This window comes from Promicromonospora sp. NFX87 (genome assembly GCF_048564965.1).
In the GTDB taxonomy this organism is placed as follows: Bacteria; Actinomycetota; Actinomycetes; order Actinomycetales; family Cellulomonadaceae; genus Promicromonospora.
Window position 1 is genome coordinate 5,995,382 of record NZ_CP183413.1, and the last position, 18,320, is coordinate 6,013,701.

Annotated in this window: 13 protein-coding genes; 7 read left to right on the top strand and 6 right to left on the bottom strand. The window is 72.5% G+C overall.

Annotated elements, in window-relative coordinates:
• Window positions 1-88 precede the first annotated feature (88 nt).
• From ACNYC2_RS26860 to ACNYC2_RS26875, 4 genes are read left to right on the top strand one after another with little or no spacing between them, the layout of a single operon-like run.
• Entirely contained in the window at window positions 89-706 is a 618-nt protein-coding gene (locus tag ACNYC2_RS26860; protein WP_419704674.1) for a winged helix-turn-helix domain-containing protein, read from the top strand.
• Window positions 703-2,043: an MFS transporter gene (locus tag ACNYC2_RS26865; RefSeq protein WP_419704675.1), complete on the top strand. Its 1,341-nt coding sequence runs from the start codon at window positions 703-705 to the stop codon at window positions 2,041-2,043. The genes ACNYC2_RS26860 and ACNYC2_RS26865 overlap by 4 nt, the downstream gene beginning before the upstream one ends.
• Window positions 2,044-2,057: 14 nt before the next feature.
• Complete coding sequence (locus ACNYC2_RS26870; RefSeq protein ID WP_419704676.1) at window positions 2,058-3,023, top strand: alpha/beta hydrolase; 966 nt, start codon at window positions 2,058-2,060, stop codon at window positions 3,021-3,023.
• Window positions 3,024-3,059: 36 nt separating this feature from the next.
• A complete protein-coding gene (locus tag ACNYC2_RS26875; RefSeq protein ID WP_419704677.1) occupies window positions 3,060-3,653 on the top strand; it encodes a GNAT family N-acetyltransferase in 594 nt (197 codons plus the stop codon).
• A 41-nt stretch (window positions 3,654-3,694) separates the two neighbouring features.
• Here the strand turns inward: ACNYC2_RS26875 and ACNYC2_RS26880 are convergent, their stop codons facing one another.
• The gene (locus ACNYC2_RS26880) at window positions 3,695-9,439 is read right to left on the bottom strand and encodes an SCO7613 C-terminal domain-containing membrane protein (protein ID WP_419704678.1); all 5,745 of its coding nucleotides are present in this window, start codon (window positions 9,437-9,439) and stop codon (window positions 3,695-3,697) included.
• A gap of 150 nt (window positions 9,440-9,589) precedes the next feature.
• Between ACNYC2_RS26880 and ACNYC2_RS26885 the strand changes: the two genes are divergently transcribed.
• Both ACNYC2_RS26885 and ACNYC2_RS26890 read left to right on the top strand, forming a co-directional pair.
• The gene (locus tag ACNYC2_RS26885; RefSeq protein ID WP_419704679.1) at window positions 9,590-11,245 is read left to right on the top strand and encodes an AlkA N-terminal domain-containing protein; all 1,656 of its coding nucleotides are present in this window, start codon (window positions 9,590-9,592) and stop codon (window positions 11,243-11,245) included.
• A 25-nt stretch (window positions 11,246-11,270) separates the two neighbouring features.
• Complete coding sequence (locus ACNYC2_RS26890; RefSeq protein ID WP_419704680.1) at window positions 11,271-11,819, top strand: methylated-DNA--[protein]-cysteine S-methyltransferase; 549 nt, start codon at window positions 11,271-11,273, stop codon at window positions 11,817-11,819.
• 88 nt (window positions 11,820-11,907) lie between these two features.
• Here the strand turns inward: ACNYC2_RS26890 and ACNYC2_RS26895 are convergent, their stop codons facing one another.
• The 3 genes from ACNYC2_RS26895 to ACNYC2_RS26905 form a co-directional block, all read right to left on the bottom strand.
• The gene (locus ACNYC2_RS26895; RefSeq protein WP_419704681.1) at window positions 11,908-12,837 is read right to left on the bottom strand and encodes a carbohydrate ABC transporter permease; all 930 of its coding nucleotides are present in this window, start codon (window positions 12,835-12,837) and stop codon (window positions 11,908-11,910) included.
• Window positions 12,834-13,820: a carbohydrate ABC transporter permease gene (locus tag ACNYC2_RS26900; RefSeq protein WP_419704682.1), complete on the bottom strand. Its 987-nt coding sequence runs from the start codon at window positions 13,818-13,820 to the stop codon at window positions 12,834-12,836. The genes ACNYC2_RS26895 and ACNYC2_RS26900 overlap by 4 nt, the downstream gene beginning before the upstream one ends.
• A gap of 122 nt (window positions 13,821-13,942) precedes the next feature.
• Window positions 13,943-15,343, bottom strand: a complete 1,401-nt coding sequence (locus tag ACNYC2_RS26905; protein ID WP_419704683.1) for an ABC transporter substrate-binding protein — start codon at window positions 15,341-15,343, stop codon at window positions 13,943-13,945.
• Window positions 15,344-15,632: 289 nt separating this feature from the next.
• On the opposite strand from ACNYC2_RS26905, the gene map reads away from it, so the two are divergent.
• Entirely contained in the window at window positions 15,633-16,412 is a 780-nt protein-coding gene (gene map / locus ACNYC2_RS26910) for a type I methionyl aminopeptidase (RefSeq protein ID WP_419704684.1), read from the top strand.
• Window positions 16,413-16,501: 89 nt separating this feature from the next.
• On the opposite strand, the gene ACNYC2_RS26915 is transcribed toward map, so the two are convergent.
• Together ACNYC2_RS26915 and ACNYC2_RS26920 are read right to left on the bottom strand one after the other, a co-directional pair.
• Window positions 16,502-17,320 carry an HAD family hydrolase gene (locus tag ACNYC2_RS26915; RefSeq protein WP_419704685.1) on the bottom strand — a complete coding sequence of 273 codons (819 nt, stop codon included), beginning with the start codon at window positions 17,318-17,320 and terminating at the stop codon, window positions 16,502-16,504.
• A 137-nt stretch (window positions 17,321-17,457) separates the two neighbouring features.
• On the bottom strand, window positions 17,458-18,261 hold the full coding sequence (locus ACNYC2_RS26920; protein ID WP_419704686.1) for an HAD family hydrolase: 804 nt from the start codon (window positions 18,259-18,261) through the stop codon (window positions 17,458-17,460).
• Between the last annotated feature and the right edge of the window lie 59 nt (window positions 18,262-18,320).

Here is an 18,320-nt window from a genome sequence, read left to right on the forward strand (position 1 = left end):
CCTGAGCTTCTGACTCTTCGGCGTGCCCGTGCACAATTTTTGTGCACGAGTCTTGTGCACAGAGTTTGTGCATGGGTATTGTGCACGCATGCCCGCTTACCAGGACGACTTCCGCCTCACCCCCGAGGCCGTCAAGGTGCTCGCCCACCCGCTCCGCTCCCGCCTGCTCGGCACCCTGCGGCGCGGCGGTCCGGCGACGGCGACCACGCTCGCGACGACGCTGAGCACCAACTCGGGCGCCACCAGCTATCACCTGCGCAAGCTCGAGTCGGTGGGCCTGGTCGCGGACACGGGCGAGGGCGCGGGCAAGCAGCGCCTCTGGCGTGCCGCCACGAGCTCCCACAGCTGGGAGCGCACAGAGCTCGCCCAGGACGAGGACGCCGCCACCGCGCTCGGCTGGCTGGAACGGGACTACCTGCGTCTGTTCAGCAACGACTTCGGCCACTGGCTCGACGTCGCCGAGGCGTGGCCCGGCGAGTGGCAGGACGCGGCGGGTATGGGCGACACGTGGGTCACGGTGAACCCGGAACAGCTCCGGAAGCTGCGGCGGGAGCTGGACGCGGTCTTCGAGCGGTACCGCGAAGCCGAGCCCGCCCCCGGCGCGCGCCGGGTGACCTTCTGGCAGGCGGCCTACCCCCTGGATCCGGACGAGCTTCCCGACGGCGCGCGGGACGCCACCGAAGACGACGAGACGGAGCCGTCATGACGCCGCTGACGCCGGCCCGGGCGCGGCAGGTGTTCCTGCTGCTGACCCTCACCCGGTGGTTCCCCGTCGGGCTGATCGTCACGGTGACCACCCTGCTGCCCCTCGAACGCGGCCTCTCCGTGCCCGAGGCGCTCACGGCGCTGTCCCTCACCGGGTTCACGGTGTTCCTGCTGGAGCTGCCGACCAGCGGCCTCGCCGACTCCCTCGGCCGCCGGCCGATGCTCATCGCGGCGGCGGTGCTGCAGGTCGTCTCGGCCGTCCTGTTCCTCACCGCGGAGACGTTCTGGGCGTTCGCGCTGGCCGCGGCGGCCACCGGCGTCTTCCGGGCGCTCGACTCCGGTCCGCTGGAGGCGTGGTTCGTCGACACGGTGCACGCCACCGAGCCCGGGGCCGACGTCGACCGGCCGCTGGCCGCGCACAGCACCGTGCTGGGTGCCTCGATCGCCGCAGGCGCCCTCCTCTCGGGCGTGCTCGTCTGGTGGCACCCGTTCGAGGCCTGGTCAGCGCTCGCCTTCCCCTATGCGGTGTACGCGGTGCTCTCGGCGGTCCACCTGGTCGCCGTCACGATCCTGGTCCGCGAGGTGCCCCGCACCGTCACGCCGTCGGGCGGCCGGACCGCTGGTGTGGCCGGCCGGGTGCTGGCGTCCGCGCGCCAGGCGCCCGGCGTGATCCGCGACGGCCTGCGACTGGCGCGCGACAACCGGGTGCTGCGCTGGCTGCTGCTGGTCGAGGTGTTCTGGAGCGTCGGGATGGTGGTGTACGAGACGTTCCAGCCCATCCGCCTGGCCGAGCTGCTCGGCGGAACGGCCGCCGGCGCCGCGGTGGCGGGCCCCGCCGCGGCGGCCGGATGGGCGGTGTTCGCCGGCGGGGCGGCGCTCAGCGGACTCGCCACGCCCCGCATCGGGGTCACGCGGACGGCGATCATCGCGCGGGTCCTCAACGGGCTCGGGGCGGTCTGGATGGGACTTGCGCTCGGCCCGGTCGGCCTGGTCGCCGCCTACCTCGTGACCTACGGGTTGCACGGGGCGAACGGGCCCGCCTACCAGGCGCTGCTGCACCGCGAGGCCGAGTCCCGGAACCGTTCGACGGTGCTCTCAATGGCGTCGATGGTGTCGTTCGCGGCCTACTCCCTGGGCGCCCCCGCGCTCGGCTGGGCGGCGGGAGTCCTGTCCGTCCAGGCCGCCATGGTGATCGGCGGCGTGTTCAGTACCCTCGGCGCGGTCTGCTTCCTCCCCGCGCTGCGCCGGGAACGGGCCCTCGCCGCTCGGTTGCCTATATCGTCAGCCGACGGCAGCACACACGGCGGACCACACGGTGAGCCGGCCAGGCAGGCATGACGCACAGGAGCGACATGGACGACAGCGGGAACGACTGGACAGAGGACGTGCTGGGCGAGGGCTTCGAGGCACGCACGCTACGGCTGCCGGGTGGCGCCGAGGCGACGCTGGTCCGCTACACGCCCGAGGACGGCGGGCCGGGCGTCGGGCGAGCGCCCGTGCTGTATGTACACGGCTACACCGACTACTTCTTCCAGCGCAATCTCGCGGAGGCGGTCGCCGGGCGGGGCTACCCGTTCTACGCGATCGACCTGCGCGCCCACGGGCGCTCCATCGACGCGTGGACGACGGCGGGCGGTGCCCCCAACATGGTGAACGACCTGCGGCTCTACGAGCAGGACCTGGACGCGGCGGCGGACGTCATCGCCGCCGACGGGCACGCCGGGCTGGTGCTCCTGGGGCACTCGACGGGCGGGCTGATCGTCTCGCTGTACGCGGACGTGCGCCCCGACCGGGTGACGGCCCTCGTGCTGAACAGCCCGTGGTTCGACCTGCGGGGAACCTGGTCGGACCGGACGCTGCTCACCCAGGCCGTGTACGTGCTCGGGCGGATCGCGCCCCGGACCGTCGTGAACAAGAAGCCGAGCGAGGACTACGGCCGGGCCCTGCACCAGGCCACGAACGGCGAGTGGGACTACGACCTGCGCTGGAAGCCGCACGGCGGGTTTCCCGCCCACGCGGGCTGGAGCGCCGCGATCCGGCGCGGTCACCGCCAGGTCGGCCGGGGGCTGGCGGTGCGCTGCCCGGTGCTCGTGTGCACCAGCGGCGCGACCGGGCCCGACGGCGGCGAGGCGGCCGTGCTGCTCAGCACCGACGCGGTCCTCGACGTCGCGCACATGCACGCTCGCGCCCCGAAGCTGGGGGCCACGGTGGACGTCGCCGTCATCGAGGGCGGCGCCCACGACCTGGTCCTGTCTCCGAAGCCGGCCCGCGAGAAGTACCTGGCCACCGTCCTGGACTGGCTCGACGCGACGGTCTGAGCTCGTGGTGGTCTGAGCTCGTGGTGGGATGACCGCATGCAGCACGATCTCCGTCTCGCCGCGTACGGCGTCCGCCTCGAACCGCTGTCCCACGACCACGCCCCGGCCCTGGCCGGCCTCGTCGACGCGCAGCTCTGGGCAGGTATGACCAGCGCCCTCCCGGACACCACCCCGGCGATGGAGGCGTACGTCGACGCCGCCCTCGCGGCGCAGGACCACCTCGCCTTCGCCGTGCTCGGGCCCGACGGCGAGGTGCGTGGTTCGACGCGGTTCTACGAGCTCAGCCCCGGGCAGCGTCGGGTCGAGATCGGCTCCACGTTCTACGGCCGGGTCTGGTGGGCCGGGGTGACGAACCCGGCGTGCAAGCTGATGCTGCTGCGGCACGCCTTCGACGAGCTGGGGCTGCGCCGCGTCGCCCTGCGCTGCGACGCGCGGAACGACCGGTCACGGGCCGCGATCCTGAAGCTCGGCGCCCGGGAGGAGGGCAGGCTGCGCGCGCACCGCATCGCGCCCGACGGGTCGGTGGGCGACACGCTGTACTTCTCGATCCTCTCGGAGGAGTGGCCGGACGTCTGCGACCGCCTCGAGGCACGACTCACGGCCGGCGCCGCGGTGCCCGAGCCTCGCTGACCCCGCCGCCGCGCACGGCGGCGGGGCCACACCTGGCGGCGTCAGCGCAAGTCGCGCAGATAGGCCGCGGTGCCTCCGGAGGCCGCCGTCCTGCGCTCGTCGAGCGTCGCGATGATGAGCAGCACGACGGCGGCGGGGACGAGGGTGAGGATCCACGGCAGCGGTGAGACGCCGACGCCGAGCTTCGCGAACACGATGACCACCTCGACGGCCAGCGTCCACACGCCGAGCCAGAACGGTGCCGACAGGCGCAGACGCGACCCGACGAGGACCGAGGCCAGGGCGGCCAGCACCACCCAGGACGCCCGGATCGTCAGCGGGTCGGTGGCGGTGGACAGCACGGACGGGCCGACGAGGGCCGCGATGCCGAGGCCGATGGTGCGCCAGGAACCGCCGTGACCGAGCGGCCAGCTCATGAGGCTGACCGACATGTCCCTCGGTTCGCCCGCCGCCACCCAGCGACGCAGCGCCGTCGCGCCCGACCAGATCAGGCCGGCGCCCAGCATCACCGAGAACGCCTCGACGCGCAGCTCGCGCGGCGCCCAGGCGGCGATCGCGACCGCAACGGCGCACAGCCAGACCAGCCACGGTGGAGCGCCGACACCCGGTCGGCCCGCCCGCCGAGTGACCAGCACGAGCAGTGCGAGGAGCCCGAGCTCCACCACCAGCAGCGACACTATCGAGCCCCATACCGGGCGGGTGTTCACCACCGCGCCGAGCGTCCCGAGCACCAGGCCCGGCGCCATGCCCCAGCGGTCGAGCCACGACGCCGTCCGGTCGCGTGCCGACCGGCGAGCCAGGACAGCCGCCGCGACCAGGAGCGCGCCCGCCAGGAGCGCCCACCCGAGACCGGCGGCGAACACCCAGCCGGCCCCGACCGGCGTGCCGAACGGGGAACCGTCGTACCAGGTCAGCGGTGGCAGACCGAGCAGCGGTCCCCCGGCGGACCCGATCCAGTACACCGGCTCGCCCGCGACGTGGAGCGACTCGATCACTCCGCTCAGCGCGGCCAGGGCGCCCACGGCCACCAGCCCGCGCCGCACCGGACGCGTCCACGAGTCGCGCAGGAAGGCGAGCCGCTCGCGTACGGGCCGCAGGCCCAGGACGTACGCCGTCGCCAGGGCGAGCACGGCGCCGCCCATCAGGGCGAACGGCCGCCAGTCGGCGGGCTCGGTGCGGGTCAGGTGCACCACGAGGCTCGGCACCACGGCGAGCCCAGCTCCGACGGCGGCGAGCCGCCAGGCATGCGTCGCGGCAGTGGCCGGCGCTGTGCCGGCCACGGCGTCGGCGCCGGCCGCCGTGCCCGCGGCATCGGGCTCGGCGCCAGGCTCGGAACGCCCCGTACGCCAGGCGACGAACGCACCGACCGCCACGGCACCCAGTGCCGGCGGGAGGGTGTAGGCCTCGACCAGCCGCACCTCGCCGCCGGCCAACGCCGTCCAGAGCGCGGCGAGCCCCAGCGCACCGGCCAGCGGCCAGACGTGCCGCCGCCCCGGCTCACGGGCCACGAGCACGGCGCCCGCCATGAGCAGCAGCAGCACGGCGACCGCGACGTCCGACCCTGCCGCCGGCCGCGCATAGGCGAGGAAGATCGTGATGGCGCCCGTGAGAAGGACCGACCGCTCCAGGCTCCGGCGTACCGCGGCCGCGAGCAGCGGCCCGCCGTCGGGCACCCGGGTGGCTATCCGTTCCGCGATACGAGCCGCCCCGCCCGCTACCGCCGACACGAACAGCGCGATGGCAGGCAGGACGTACGGGGACCCGGAGACCTCCAGGAGCATCGCCCCGACGCTGGTGACCATGACGGACGCCGTGGGGAGCAGCAGGAAGGCGGCTCCGGCCCGCACGACGTGCGCCAGCCCGACACGGGCGGTGAGCAGCAGCACGAACTCGAGCGCCAGCATCGCCGCCGCCGCGCCGGCCGACCACCAGGTGCGTTCGAGCACCACCGTGACGACGCCCGCCGCGAACGGCCCGGCGGTGACGCCGAGCACGACGTACCACTCGTTGCGCGAGGTGCGTCCGCCGAGCGTCACCGCGATGGTCACCAGCGAGGCGACCGCCGAGACCGTGCAGATCGCCGCGACGGTGGACAGCTCGAGCCAGCTCAGCACCACGCCCAGCACGGCCAGCGGGTACGCGTATCCGGCACCGACCAGCCACGGGTGCGTCGTCGGCCGCAGCACGGCGCGCAGGGAGAGCAGCAGCGCGCAGACGACGAGCGCGCCGGCGGCCGCCGTCGGGCGCGACGCCCAGGAGAAGGCGAGCAGCATGCCGGTCGCGACGAACGCGCCGGTGAGTGCGGTGGCCCGGGCGAGACGCAGGTCGGCGCCGGTGACGCCGGTCCCGCCGATCGAACGCAGCCGCCCCGACGCGCGGACCAGCGCCCGGACCGCCCCCTGCACCGTGACGACGGCCGGGCGCAGCGTGCGCCAGGCCGCCGACCGGTCGGCCGTCGCCGCGACGAGCGCGAACGCGAGCACCGCCACGGCGCCGAGCGAGAAGGCGATGGCGAGCCGGGGGTCGAGCGCGAGGCCGAACGCGGCCAGCAGCACGGCCACCGGAGCGACCACTGCCTCGACCCGCCGCCCACGCGGCGCGAGCCTGGCGGCCAGCAGCGTGACGACCGCGAGCGCGATGGTCCCCAGGTGGGCCCACGGGAGGTTCAGGCTCATGAGGGTCTCGACGTCCCTGGTGATCGGGTCAGCCGATGCAGGGGGGACCAGTGCGCCGGTGGGCAGCGACCAGCTGGTGTCCCGCACCGACCAGGCCGCTACCCAGGCGTCCGTCACGCGGACCAGGACCAGCCCCACGGCCGGAACCGCAGCGGCCGCCGTGACGATCCAGCCGCTCAGCAGCAGGTCGTCCCGGGTGGCCGGGGCCAGCGCCCCGCGGACGGAGCCGAGACCGGCCGTCCTCAGCAGACGCGGTGCCGTCAGGAGCGCGAGCGCCGTCCACACGCAGGCCGCCCCGAACGGGACCCAGCCCGCTCCCGACCACTGGCCGACCCCGCCCAGCAGGCCACCCGCGGCGACCGCGAGCACCCCGCCGAGGACCGTCCAGTGCCGGTGGTGGGTGACGCGCCGCATGACCGCGACGGTCACCGCCGCCAGGGCCACGAGCAGCGCGGTGCCGCCGAGGCCCGGCAGCGCCTCCGGCTGGTCGACGGAGAACGACAGCAGGACGGCGAACGGCAGTGCCACGAGCGCGCCGACGTCGAGCACGACGATCTCGGCCCGCAGCGGGGACCCGATGCGTGGCCCGGAGACGCGGCGGGCGGCACGCCCGAGGAGCGTGATGAGTACGGCGGCGAGGAAGGCCACCGCGGGCAGCCACGAGCCGTCGGCCGGGTCGACGGCGCCGAGCAGCAGCAGCGGGATGACCGGTGCCGCGAGGACCCCGACGGACGTCCATGCCCGGACCCGGAGCGCATGGCCGAGCACCGCTCCGGTGAGGACCACCGCGGACCACAGGATCGCGGTGGTTCCGAGCCTTGTCAGGGGCGCCACCGGCACCGTGAACACTGCCAGGAGGGACGCGACGAGAGCGGCGGGCAGCCCGCCGGCGCGCACCACCCGCAGGACCCCGGTCTCCACGGCGAACAGCGACCCGCCACGGGCGTCGAGGCGCCGGGCGAGCGCCGGAAGCAGGCGCATCGCCGTCCACGCGACCACGGCGACCAGCACCAGGGCGAGCACCCACCACCAGACCGACCACGCCGACCCCGCATCACCGGGCAGGCTCAGCACCACGAGCACGGGTACCACCGGCGCGGCGAGGACCGCCGTCGACAGCCAGGACCGGACGCGGAGCCGGTAGCCCAGCACGACCGCCAGCAGCACCACACCGGACCACAACACGGTGGTCGCGCCCAGCCTCGTCAGGGACGGCAGGGCTTCCACGGCGAAGGACGCCGCCAGCGCGAGCGGGAAGGCCGCCGCGCGCATCACCCGGAGCGTCGTCGCCTCGATGGCGAAGGTCGCACCATGGCGCGCCGTGAGCCTCGGCAGCGCCCGGCCGGCCGCCCAGCCGACGAGCCCGACCAGCACCAGGGCGAGCACCCACCACCACGTCGACCACACGGAGGCGGGCAGGCTCAGCGCCACGAGCACCGGCACCAGCGGCGCGGCGACCAGTGCGGTGGTCGTCCAGGAACGGACGCGCAGCCAGTACCCGAGCACCGCGGAGAGGACGACCACGGCGGACCACAGGACGGCCGTCGAGCCCGGCCCCGTGAGCGGCGGCAACGCCTCGGCCCCGCGCGCGGCAAGCAGGGCGAGCGGCGGACCGGCACCTCGGAGGATGCGCAGCACGCCCTCCTCGAGCTCGAACGTGACGGCACCGCCGATCCGCCGGCCGAACTTCGGGAGCTGCCGCATCGCCGACCAGGCGAGCACCGCGACGAGGACGAACGCGAGCACCCAACCCCACGCGGACGCCTCCGGACCGGGGAAGACGAGCAGGACCAGCACCGGGACGAGCGGCGCCGACAGCAGACCTACCGACGCCCAGGAGCGCACCCGCAGCCAGGCACCGAGCACCACGGAGAACAGCACGACGCCGGACCACAGGATCGCCGTCGTACCTGTCACGGCATCCGGCGTCACCAGCTGGGCCCCGAGGGCGGCCAGCAGGGCGAGCGGCGGACCGGCCGCCCGGACGACCCGCAGCACCCACGTCTCGGCGACCAGCCGGGAGCCGGACCGCTCGCCGGCCAGCGGCGCCACGCGCATCGCCGCCCACGCCACGACACCGACCAGCAGCAGCGCGAGCGCCCACCACCACATCGACCACAGGGAGAAGGGCAGTCCCACGGCGACCAGCACCGGAACCACCGGAGCCGAGACCAGTCCGGCCGACACCCACGACCGCACCCGCAGCCATGCGCCGAGCGCGACGAAGCCAGGGGCCAGCACCGCGAGCACCGCGGCCCGGGCCAGCGCCGGATCGACCTGTCCGAGCAGGCCCGCCTGCATGCCCAGCTCGACGTCCACCCACGCGAGCACCACCGCGAGCGCGGCGACCGCCTCACTGGTCGTGCGCAGCCCGGCCCGGCGGAGCAGGGCGCCGACCGTGACCGCGGTGGCCGTGACGATCCCCGTCACGACCGCCCGCAGCAGCAGGTTGTCGCCGAACGTGAAGAACACGAAGACGACCGCGGAGACCGCGAGCAGTGCCGCTCCCGCGCCGGCGAGGATCGGCTGCAGCGAGATGCCCGGGCCGGACGGGCGCGGCGCCGGAGCCGCATCCCGGCCGGCGGCGACGGGCGTCGCTGCAGGCTGTAGCGGGCTGGTCGCCGCCGGAGGCGCTGCCTCCGCCTGGTGCACCGGCGGCACGGACTGCACCGGCGGTGCGGGCGGCGCGGGCGGCACGGGCAGCGGTTTGGCGGACACCGGCGCGCGGGGCGCCGGCGGCGCGGACTCCGGGGGTGCGAACATCGACGGCGGGATCGCTGACGGCCCGGTCGGCGCCGTCGGCGCGGGGACGGGAGCGGTGCCGGCAACGTTCGCCTGACGCGCCGCGCCGTCCGCGGCCCGCGCGTCAGTGCCGACCTCGCCGCCCGTCGTGATGCCCTGCGCCCGCCGCATCGCGTCGAGCACCGCCTCCCGGTCCTGGAGGCTGTCCGCCGCGGCGACGGACAGCCGCCACACCTCCTGCGCCTGCCTCCCCGAGACGTTCAGCCCGCAGGCAGCACAGACGACGGATGCGAGGTGTTCCCCGCAGGAGGGACACCGCGTGGTGTCGGTGAGGCGGGCGACGACGTCGCCGGCCCAGGTCGGAGGCATGCCGGACATCCTGTCGGAGTTGTCCGCAAGCGCGCCATCTATCCACAGGGTGAGTCGACCGGGGCAACGGCCGCGCGGGCTCGGGTGCGAGCACCGCGGTGTCCGAAACCCGCTAGCCGGGAGGTCCGGACGCAACGCAGGATGGTGGCTATGACCGACGTCGAGCTCCGTGATCCAGCGTTCACCGAGCGTTACCGAGCCATCGCCGCGCGCGACTCCCGCTTCGACGGGCAGTTCTACACGGCGGTCCGCACCACGGGCATCTACTGCCGGCCGTCCTGCCCGGCGCGCACGCCGAAGGCGGAGAACGTCGCGTTCTACCTGACGTCGGCCGCCGCGCACGAGGCCGGGTTCCGCGCCTGCAAGCGCTGCCTCCCGGAGGCCGCCCCCGGCACACCCGCCTGGGACCTGCGCAGGGACCTCACGGGCCGCGCGATGCGCCTCGTGGCCGACGGCGTCGTGGACCGCGAGGGAGTCTCGGGACTGGCGACACGGCTGGGGTATTCCGAGCGTCAGCTGCACCGCCTCCTGGTCGGTGAGCTGGGGGCGGGGCCGCTGGCGCTGGCCCGTGCCCAGCGCGCGCAGACCGCGCGGGCGCTCCTGGTCGGCACGTCCCTGCGGCTCGCCGACGTCGCCTTCGCCGCCGGCTTCGGCTCGATCCGGCAGTTCAACGACACGGTCGCCGAGGTCTTCGGCGCGACGCCGTCCGAGGTGCGCGCGCGGGCCCGGCGCTCTGGGCGCGGCGCGGCGGGCACCGCCGGTCGCACGCGTCCGGGTAGCGCCGAGGTCAGCAGCTCCCCTCGGGCCGACGCCGAGGTCGGCAGCTCGCACCGAGGTCGGTCCGGGCCTGTGCCGACCTCGGTGCCCGGTGCCGACCTCGCGGACTCAGCTCAGGAGAGCGCCGACGAGCCCGTACGGATCTCGCTCACCCTGCCCGTCCGCGAACCGTTCGACGCGCAGGGAGTGCTGGAGTTTCTCGCCGTCCGCTCGATCGAGGGCGTGGAGACGTCGGACATCAGCGCCCTGCGGTACGCCAGGACCTTCGCCCTGCCGCACGGCCCCGGTGCGTTCGAGGTGCGCGTGCCGCGCCCCGGCAGCGGCCGGGTAGACCTGGACCTCGAGCTCGCCGACCTGGCCGACGCACCGGTCGCCGTCGCGCGCGTGCGGCGCCTGCTGGACCTCGACGCCGACCCGGTCGCCGTCGACCTGGCGCTCGCCTCCGACCCGGTGCTCGCGCCGTCCGTCGCCGCGGTCCCGGGCATCCGGGTACCCGGGACCCTCGACCCGGCCGAGCTGCTGGTCCGCGCCATAGTGGGCCAGCAGATCAGTGTCGCCGCGGCCCGCACGCACCTGTCCCGCCTCGCGGGAGGTGTCGGCACGCCGTACGCCTCCGCGTTCGAGGGCCTCACCCGCATCTTCCCTAGCCCCGCCCAGGTGGCGGACGGCGCCCCCGCGCACCTCCGCCTGCCCGCCCGGACCCTGGCGACGGTGGTCGGCGCCGGCCGCGACCTCGCGGATGGCACGCTCGCCCTCAGCGTCGGGGACGACCCCGAGGACCTGCGCCGGCGCCTGGTCGCCCGGCCCGGTATCGGCCCCTGGACGGCCGGCTACGTGGCCTTGCGGGTGCTCGGCGACCCGGACGTCCTCATGGACGGCGACGTCGCGCTCCTCGCCGGGGCGCGCAACCTCGGCCTGGTCTCCGCGGAGGAGCCCCGGCCCCACCAGTTCAAGGAGCTCGCCCGGCGCGGCGCGGCGTGGGCGCCCTGGCGCTCGTACGCCGCCATGCACCTCTGGCGCTCCGCCTGACATGTCATCCCACGGAAGGAACCTCATGTACGCAACCACTCTGACCACGCCGGACGGCCCGTTCAGCATCCTCGTCGGAGAGGCGGGCGCCGCAGCCGGCCCCGCTCAGGAGGCGGTGCTCGCCGGCGGCTGGACCGACGACGTCGACTCGCTGCTCGCCCTCGTCCACCCCACCCTGCGGCTGGGCACGGGTCCAGGACAGCTCGCCCGGCCGTCGTCGCCGGACGGCGTGCTCGCCGAGGCCGCGGACTCCGTCCGCGCCTACTACGACGGCGACCACGGGGCACCGGGCCGCGTGCCCGTGCGGCAGGCGAGCGGCCCGTTCCGGACGCACGCGTGGGACGTGCTGCGCGAGGTGAAGGCGGGCGAACGCCTGACCTACACCGAGTACGCCGCCCGGGCGGGTCGGCCCGCTGCGGTGCGGGCGGCCGCCGGGGCCTGCGCGATGAACGCGGCGGCCCTCTTCGTGCCGTGCCACCGCATCCTGCGCACCGACGGCACCCTCGGCGGGTTCCGCTACGGCCTCCCGATCAAGGAGAGCCTGCTGGCCCGCGAGACCAGTTCCGCGAAGTAAAGATTCGCGAAGTAGAGCGCCTGTCCGGGTCTCCCCTGGCGACACCAGGGAATTTCGGACAGGCGCTCTACTTCGCGGAACCCCGGGGTCAGCCCTTGACCGAACCTGCCAGCAGGCCGCGCACGAAGTAGCGCTGCAGCGACAGGAACACGATCAGCGGCACGATCATCGAGATGAACGCACCGGCCGACAGGACGTGCCAGTCACCGCCACGCGAGCCCGCGAGCTCGGCCACGCGCACGGTGAGCGGGAACGTGTTCAGGTTGCCCATGATCAGGGCGACCAGCAGGTCGTTCCAGACCCACAGGAACTGGAAGATGGCGAACGCCGCCAGTGCCGGCGTGAGCAGCGGGAGCACCACCCGGAAGAAGACCTGCACGTGGCCGGCGCCGTCCATGCGCGCCGCCTCGACGAGGGACGCCGGGATGTCCTTCATGAAGTTGTGCAGCAGGAAGATCGCCAGCGGAAGGGCGAACGCCGAGTGCGACAACCAGATGGTCCAGAACGTGCCGTTGATGCCGAGGTCCACGTAGGCCGTCAGCAGCGGCACCAGCGTGATCTGGATCGGCACGATCTGGAGCGCGAACACCGCGATGAACAGGAAGTCCCGCCCCTTGAAGTCGACCCACGCGAACCCGTAGGCGGCCAGCAGCGCGATGCAGATCGGGATGAACACCGCGGGCAGCGTCACCACGAACGAGTTGACGAAGTAGGTCGCCAGGTCGGTGGACCCGTCGAACAGCGCGGTCTCGTAGTTGCGCAGCGAGAACACGCCCTCGCCGGCGAGCGCGTCGCCGAAGACCGTCCACCAGCCGCTCTGCCGGATGTCCAGCTCCGGCCGGAACGAGGTGACCAGCAGGCCGATCGTCGGGACCGTCCAGAGGATGGCGATGACCACGGCGAGCGTGCTCGCCCACGGGTTGGACAGCGCCTTCTTCGCCTTCCGTGCGCGGTCGCTCATGGTCGACGGCGGCCGGGGTACCTCGGGTGCCGGAGTGGCTGCCTCTATGGTGCTCATCGCACATCCTCCGAAAGGCGCTGCTGGCGCACGTTGTAGACGATCACCGGGATCACGATGACGAACAGCAGCACGGCCAGCGCGGCGCTCAACCCGGCGTCACCCTGACGGAACCGCTGGTTGTAGAACTCGAGGGCCACGATCGAGGTGTTGAAGTCGCCCGCCGTCATCGTCCGGACGATGTCGAAGGTCTTGAGCGTCGTCATCGCGATCGTGGTGAGCACCACCACCAGCGCGGGCCGGATGCTCGGGATCGTGATGCGCCAGAACATGCCGAACCCGGAGACGCCGTCGAGCCGTGCTGCCTCGATGATGTCGTCGGGGATCGCCTTGATCGACGCCGACAGCAGCGTCATCGCGAAGCCCGCCTGGATCCAGATGAACACCACCATGATCAGGAACGTGTTCAGCGGCTGGTTGCTCAGGAACTGCTGCGGCTCGCCACCCAGCCAGACGATGAACTGGTTGAGCAGGCCGGTCTGCTCCACGCCCTCGGGCTTGAACTCGTAGACGAACTTCCAGATGATCGAGGCGCCCACCATCGAGATGGCCATGGGGAGGAACACCAGCCCCTTGGCCACGGCCTCGAAGCGGCTCTTGTCGACGAGGTAGGCGTACGCGAGGCCGACGAACGTGGCCACGAGGGGAGCGACCAGCACCCACAGCGCCGTGTTGCCCAGCACGATGAGGAACTGCGGTTCGGTGAACGCGCGTACGTAGTTGTCGAGCCCGACGAACGTCGTGCTGTTGCGGTTCATGAGCGAGTTGATGACGGTACGGATCGCCGGGTACACCAGCCCCAGCGTCAGCAGCAGCAGTGCGGCGCCCACGAAGCCGCCCGCGATGAACCAGCGAGGCGGGTTACGTGGCCGGTCGACCACGAAGAGGATGAGGCCCATCAGTGCGACGAACAGCACGATTGCGATGAGCATCAGCAATAGTTTGTGCACCGGGTCGTCCCCGGCATGCAGCAGCCAGTCCATGGCTATCTCCTGTCGCTGTCCTGGTCCGGTCGTCCTTGACTGGTCCGGCCCCCAGCCTAGGACGGCGGAGGCGTGGGACTGTGGGTCCCACGCCTCCGCGCGTCATTCCCGAGGGCCGAACGTCAGTTGCTCGGCCAGGAGTTCTCGATGGTGGTGGTGACCTGCTCGCTGCTCTGGTCGCTGGCGAACCACTCGATGATGCCGTTCCAGAACGAGTCCGTCCCGACGGCGGACGGCATCAGGTCGGACGCGTCGAACCGGGCGACCGTGGCCGGGTCGGCCAGGATCTCGGCGGACAGCTTGTCGAAGTCCGTCGCCAGCAGCTCCGGGTCGAGACCGTTGTTGGCGCTCACCCAGCCACCGGCCGGCGTGGCCGCAGCCTTGGCGTTGGCCCAGTCCGCGCTCGACAGGTAGGTCTGGAAGGCCTGCACCTCGGGACGGTCGGCGAACGCGCCGATGAACTCACCGGCGACCAGCGTCGGCTTCTCGTCGCCCTCGATCGCCGGGAGGTAGAACGCGTAGACGTCGCCGTCCGGCGCGACCTCCGTGCCCTCCGGCCACTGCGTCGCGTAGAAGTTCGCGGCGCGGTGCATCCAGCAGTTACCGTCCAGGATCGGGTAGCCCGCGTCCGTCCAGGTGGCCGTCGCGATCGAGTCGACGCCGCCCAGGCCGCCGTTCACGTAGTCCGGGTTCTTGAGGATGTCCCCGGCGATGTCCCACGCCTCGACGATCTGCGGGTCGTTGAACGGGATCTCGTGGGTGTACCACTGGTCGTAGACCTCGGGGCCCGCCGAGCGGAGCACGACGTCCTCGATGAAGTCGGTACCCGGCCAGCCGGAGGCGTCACCGGACTCGACACCGGCGCACCAGGGGCGCGTGGCGCCCTCGTTGTTCTCGGCGATAGTGGCCGTGAGGTCCATCATCTCGTCCCAGGTCGTGGGGACCTCGTAGCCGGCCTCCTCGAACATGGACGGCGAGTACCAGACGAACGACTTCACGTTGGAGCCCAGCGGCGCGGCGTAGAACGTGCCGTCGACGGTGCCGTACTCCTTCCACTCCGGGGCCCAGCCCTCGTCGACGTTCGCCTCGACCTGCTCGGGGGCCGGCAGGACGGCGTCGTAGTCCCTGACCAGCGTCTGGAGCAGACCCGGCTGCGGCAGGATCGCGATGTCCGGCGGGTTGCCCGCCTGCACGCGGGTGGCGATCTGCGCCTCCATCTCGCGCGACGCCTCGTACTCGATGGTGACGCCCGTGCACTCCTCGAACGGCTCGTACGACGCCGTCTGGGTCTCCGCCTCGGGCTCGACGATCGTGGTGTAGACGGAGACCGTCTTGCCGTCGAGGTCGCCGAACTCGTCGTAGGCGGCGCAGTCGATCTCGATGGCCTCCGCCGTCGCTTCGCCTCCGCCACCACCGTCTCCACCGTCATCTGTGTCGGCACAGGCCGACAGGATCAGGGCCAGGCTCGCGCCGGTCGCCGCTAGGGCGACCGCTCGGCGCTTGGAAGCCATCCGGATGGTCATCTCGTGCTCCTCCACTGCTTCGTGGGCTGAGAACCCTCTGACGTGCGGGTACGGCCAGGCAGACTGCCAGGTTGCCCTTCCTCCACGCAACCGTGGTTCACGATCCAATGCAAGCCCATACAGCACCGCCTTGCATTACGAAACCGTTGCAATCGCCCGTTGGGCCCAAGGCGGGTGAAACCTGAGGTCGCCTTCGCGCAAGGCGACGAACCGCTCGCCGGATCGGCCGTTCCCGGCGGGACGTAGGCTTGTGCCGCCAGATCCCTGGCGCACCTACGGAAGGACGGACATGATCGAGCTGAGGACGCCGCGGGAGATCGAGGAGATGCGCCCGGCGGGACGCTTCGTCGCGGACGTGCTGCTCGCCGTCCGCGAGGCCGCGGGAGTGGGCGTGAACCTGCTCGAGCTGGACGAGATCGCGCACAAGATGATCCGCGACCAGGGCGCGGAGTCGTGCTACATCGACTACCACCCGTCCTTCGGCGCCATGCCGTTCGGCAAGACCATCTGCACCTCCGTGAACGACGCCGTGCTGCACGGCCTGCCGTTCGACTACCGGCTCCAGGACGGCGACCTGCTGTCCATCGACTTCGCGGCGTCCGTGAACGGCTGGGTCTCCGACTCCGCGCTGTCGATCGTCGTGGGCACGCCCGCCCCCGGCCGCGCCGAGGCCGACTCGAAGCTGATCCGCACCACCGAGGTCGCGCTGGAGGCTGGCATCGCCGCCGCGCAGCCGGGCAAGAAGATCGGCGACATCTCCGCGGCGATCGCCGAGGTCGCGCACGCGGCCGGGTACTCGATCAACACCGACTTCGGCGGGCACGGCGTGGGCCGCACCATGCACGGGGACCCGCACGTGCCGAACAACGGACGCGCCGGGCGGGGGTTCCCGCTCAAGCCGGGCCTCGTCATCGCCGTCGAGCCGTGGTTCCTCGAGACGACCGACGAGATCTTCACCGACCCGGACGGCTGGACGCTGCGGTCGAAGGACGGGTCGCGCGGGGCGCACTCGGAGCACACGATCGCGATCACGGAGGACGGCCCGCTGATCCTGACCGCGCGCGACTGACCTCGCGTTCGGCGAAGTAGAGCGCCTGTCCGAGTCTCCCTGCGTCACCAGGGAGACTCGGACAGGCGCTCTACTTCGCCGAACGCGCGTCAGAGCAGGGACTTGAGGGCCTGGATCACGCCGTGCTGCGAGATGTCGCCCACCGTCTCGTGGGCGATCGCCTTCACCGCTTCGGGCGCGTGCCCCATCGCCACGGCGCGTGCGGCCCAGGTCAGCATCTCGATGTCGTTGATGCCGTCCCCGACGGCGAACGTGTTGTGCTGCGGGACGCCGAGCGTGGCGCGGATGGTCTCCAGCGACGTCGCCTTGCTCAGGTGCCGAGGTGTCACGTCGATCCAGTCCGGACCGGCCTGCGTGGCGGTGACGCCGTGCCGGCGCAGCGGATCGAGCAGGTCCAGCACGTCCGGGCCGCGCAGGATCGCGCGTGACGCGGGCAGCCCGCCCAGCTCGCCCACCGGGACCACGCGCTGCGCGCCGTTGACCTCGTGCGGTTCGAAGGTCCGGTTGACGCGGTAGCCGACGCCGATCTCCTCGACGCCGATCTGCACGTCCGGGAACCGGCTCAGCGCCATCTGCGCCACCGGTCCGACGTCGAACGTGAGGACGTCCTCGAGCATGTAGCCACCGGCGCAGGTGCCGCACAGGCGTGCCGTGACGGCTCCGTTGGAGGCGACCACCCACCCGTCGGTGATCCCCAGCTGCTTGGCCACGGGCAGGATCCCCGTCAGCGACCGGCCCGACGCCAGGACCACGTGATGCTTCCGGCCACGCACCAGCTGCACGGCCAGAACCGTCGGCTCGGGAACACGCTGCCCGGTGACCAACAGGGTCCCGTCGATGTCGAGAGCGACCAGGTGAGGCGCGTCGTTGCGCACTCGCATGGACACCGGCTGGTCGTCCAGGATCATCACGTACCCCCATGGCACCGTGAGCGCCGTCACACTATCGACGGATCGCGCCCAAATGTACAGGCTTTCGGCCAGTGATCCATACCTTTGCACGGATACCTTTCACCCGTGGCAAGAGCAGTTGGCTATTTTTACCATCAAAGTAGGGATCTGAGCACTTTCACAACACCGTCGTCCTCGATCGATGCCGTCACTTCGTTCGCTGCTGCCCGGACCGCTTCCGCCGCATGACCCATGGCCACGCCTCGAGCGGCCCAGCGCAGCATGTCGATGTCGTTGCTCCCGTCGCCGACGGCGACGGTGTTCTCGGCCGCCACGCCGAGCTCCTTGCGTACCTGCTCCAGGGCGGACGCCTTGGTCACCCCCTGGGGCGCGATGTCCATCCACGCGGACCAGCCGACGGCGTAGGTCACGTCGTCGAACCCGAGGCGCGCGGCGATCTCGTGGAACTCCGCACTGGTCTCTCCGGGACTGCGCACGACCACCCGGGTGACGTGCCCGGCCCAGAGCTCCTCGAAGTCGACGACGCGGTGCTCACCGTTGAGCTCCCCGTCGGGGAAGAGCTCGGTCATCCGGAAGCCCACGCCGACGTCCTCGACCGCGTAGCGGGCGTGCGGGAGCTCCTCCTTGAGCATGCGGAGCACCGGCTGCGGGTCGAACGTCTCCACCCGTTCCAGGGTGTAGCCCATGTCGGCGGACGGGTCGAGACGCGCGGTCACGGCGCCGTTCGACGCGACGATCCAGGACTCCTCGATCTTCAGCTCCGCCGCGATGGGCGTCATCGCGATGAGCGACCGTCCCGAGGCGAGCACCACGTGGTGCCCGGCCGCGCGCACGGCCGCGACGGCGTCCCGCGCGGCGTCGGACAGCACCTCGTCATAGGTGACGAGCGTGCCGTCGATGTCGAGGGCTACGAGCTTTCGGTCGCTGTCGCTGGGCACACCCGCAGCCTACCGACCGGAACGTGAACACCAACCGACCAGAGACGAAAGACCTCTCT

What these genes read in the sequence shown, in the direction of transcription:
- ACNYC2_RS26860 (WP_419704674.1), top strand. Translation starts at nt 89, where the DNA reads ATGCCCGCTTACCAGGACGACTTCCGCCTCACCCCCGAGGCCGTCAAG.
- ACNYC2_RS26865 (WP_419704675.1), top strand. Translation starts at nt 703, where the DNA reads ATGACGCCGCTGACGCCGGCCCGGGCGCGGCAGGTGTTCCTGCTGCTG.
- ACNYC2_RS26870 (WP_419704676.1), top strand. Translation starts at nt 2,058, where the DNA reads ATGGACGACAGCGGGAACGACTGGACAGAGGACGTGCTGGGCGAGGGC.
- ACNYC2_RS26875 (WP_419704677.1), top strand. Translation starts at nt 3,060, where the DNA reads ATGCAGCACGATCTCCGTCTCGCCGCGTACGGCGTCCGCCTCGAACCG.
- ACNYC2_RS26880 (WP_419704678.1), bottom strand. Translation starts at nt 9,439, where the DNA reads ATGCCTCCGACCTGGGCCGGCGACGTCGTCGCCCGCCTCACCGACACC.
- ACNYC2_RS26885 (WP_419704679.1), top strand. Translation starts at nt 9,590, where the DNA reads ATGACCGACGTCGAGCTCCGTGATCCAGCGTTCACCGAGCGTTACCGA.
- ACNYC2_RS26890 (WP_419704680.1), top strand. Translation starts at nt 11,271, where the DNA reads ATGTACGCAACCACTCTGACCACGCCGGACGGCCCGTTCAGCATCCTC.
- ACNYC2_RS26895 (WP_419704681.1), bottom strand. Translation starts at nt 12,837, where the DNA reads ATGAGCACCATAGAGGCAGCCACTCCGGCACCCGAGGTACCCCGGCCG.
- ACNYC2_RS26900 (WP_419704682.1), bottom strand. Translation starts at nt 13,820, where the DNA reads ATGGACTGGCTGCTGCATGCCGGGGACGACCCGGTGCACAAACTATTG.
- ACNYC2_RS26905 (WP_419704683.1), bottom strand. Translation starts at nt 15,343, where the DNA reads ATGACCATCCGGATGGCTTCCAAGCGCCGAGCGGTCGCCCTAGCGGCG.
- map (WP_419704684.1), top strand. Translation starts at nt 15,633, where the DNA reads ATGATCGAGCTGAGGACGCCGCGGGAGATCGAGGAGATGCGCCCGGCG.
- ACNYC2_RS26915 (WP_419704685.1), bottom strand. Translation starts at nt 17,320, where the DNA reads ATGATCCTGGACGACCAGCCGGTGTCCATGCGAGTGCGCAACGACGCG.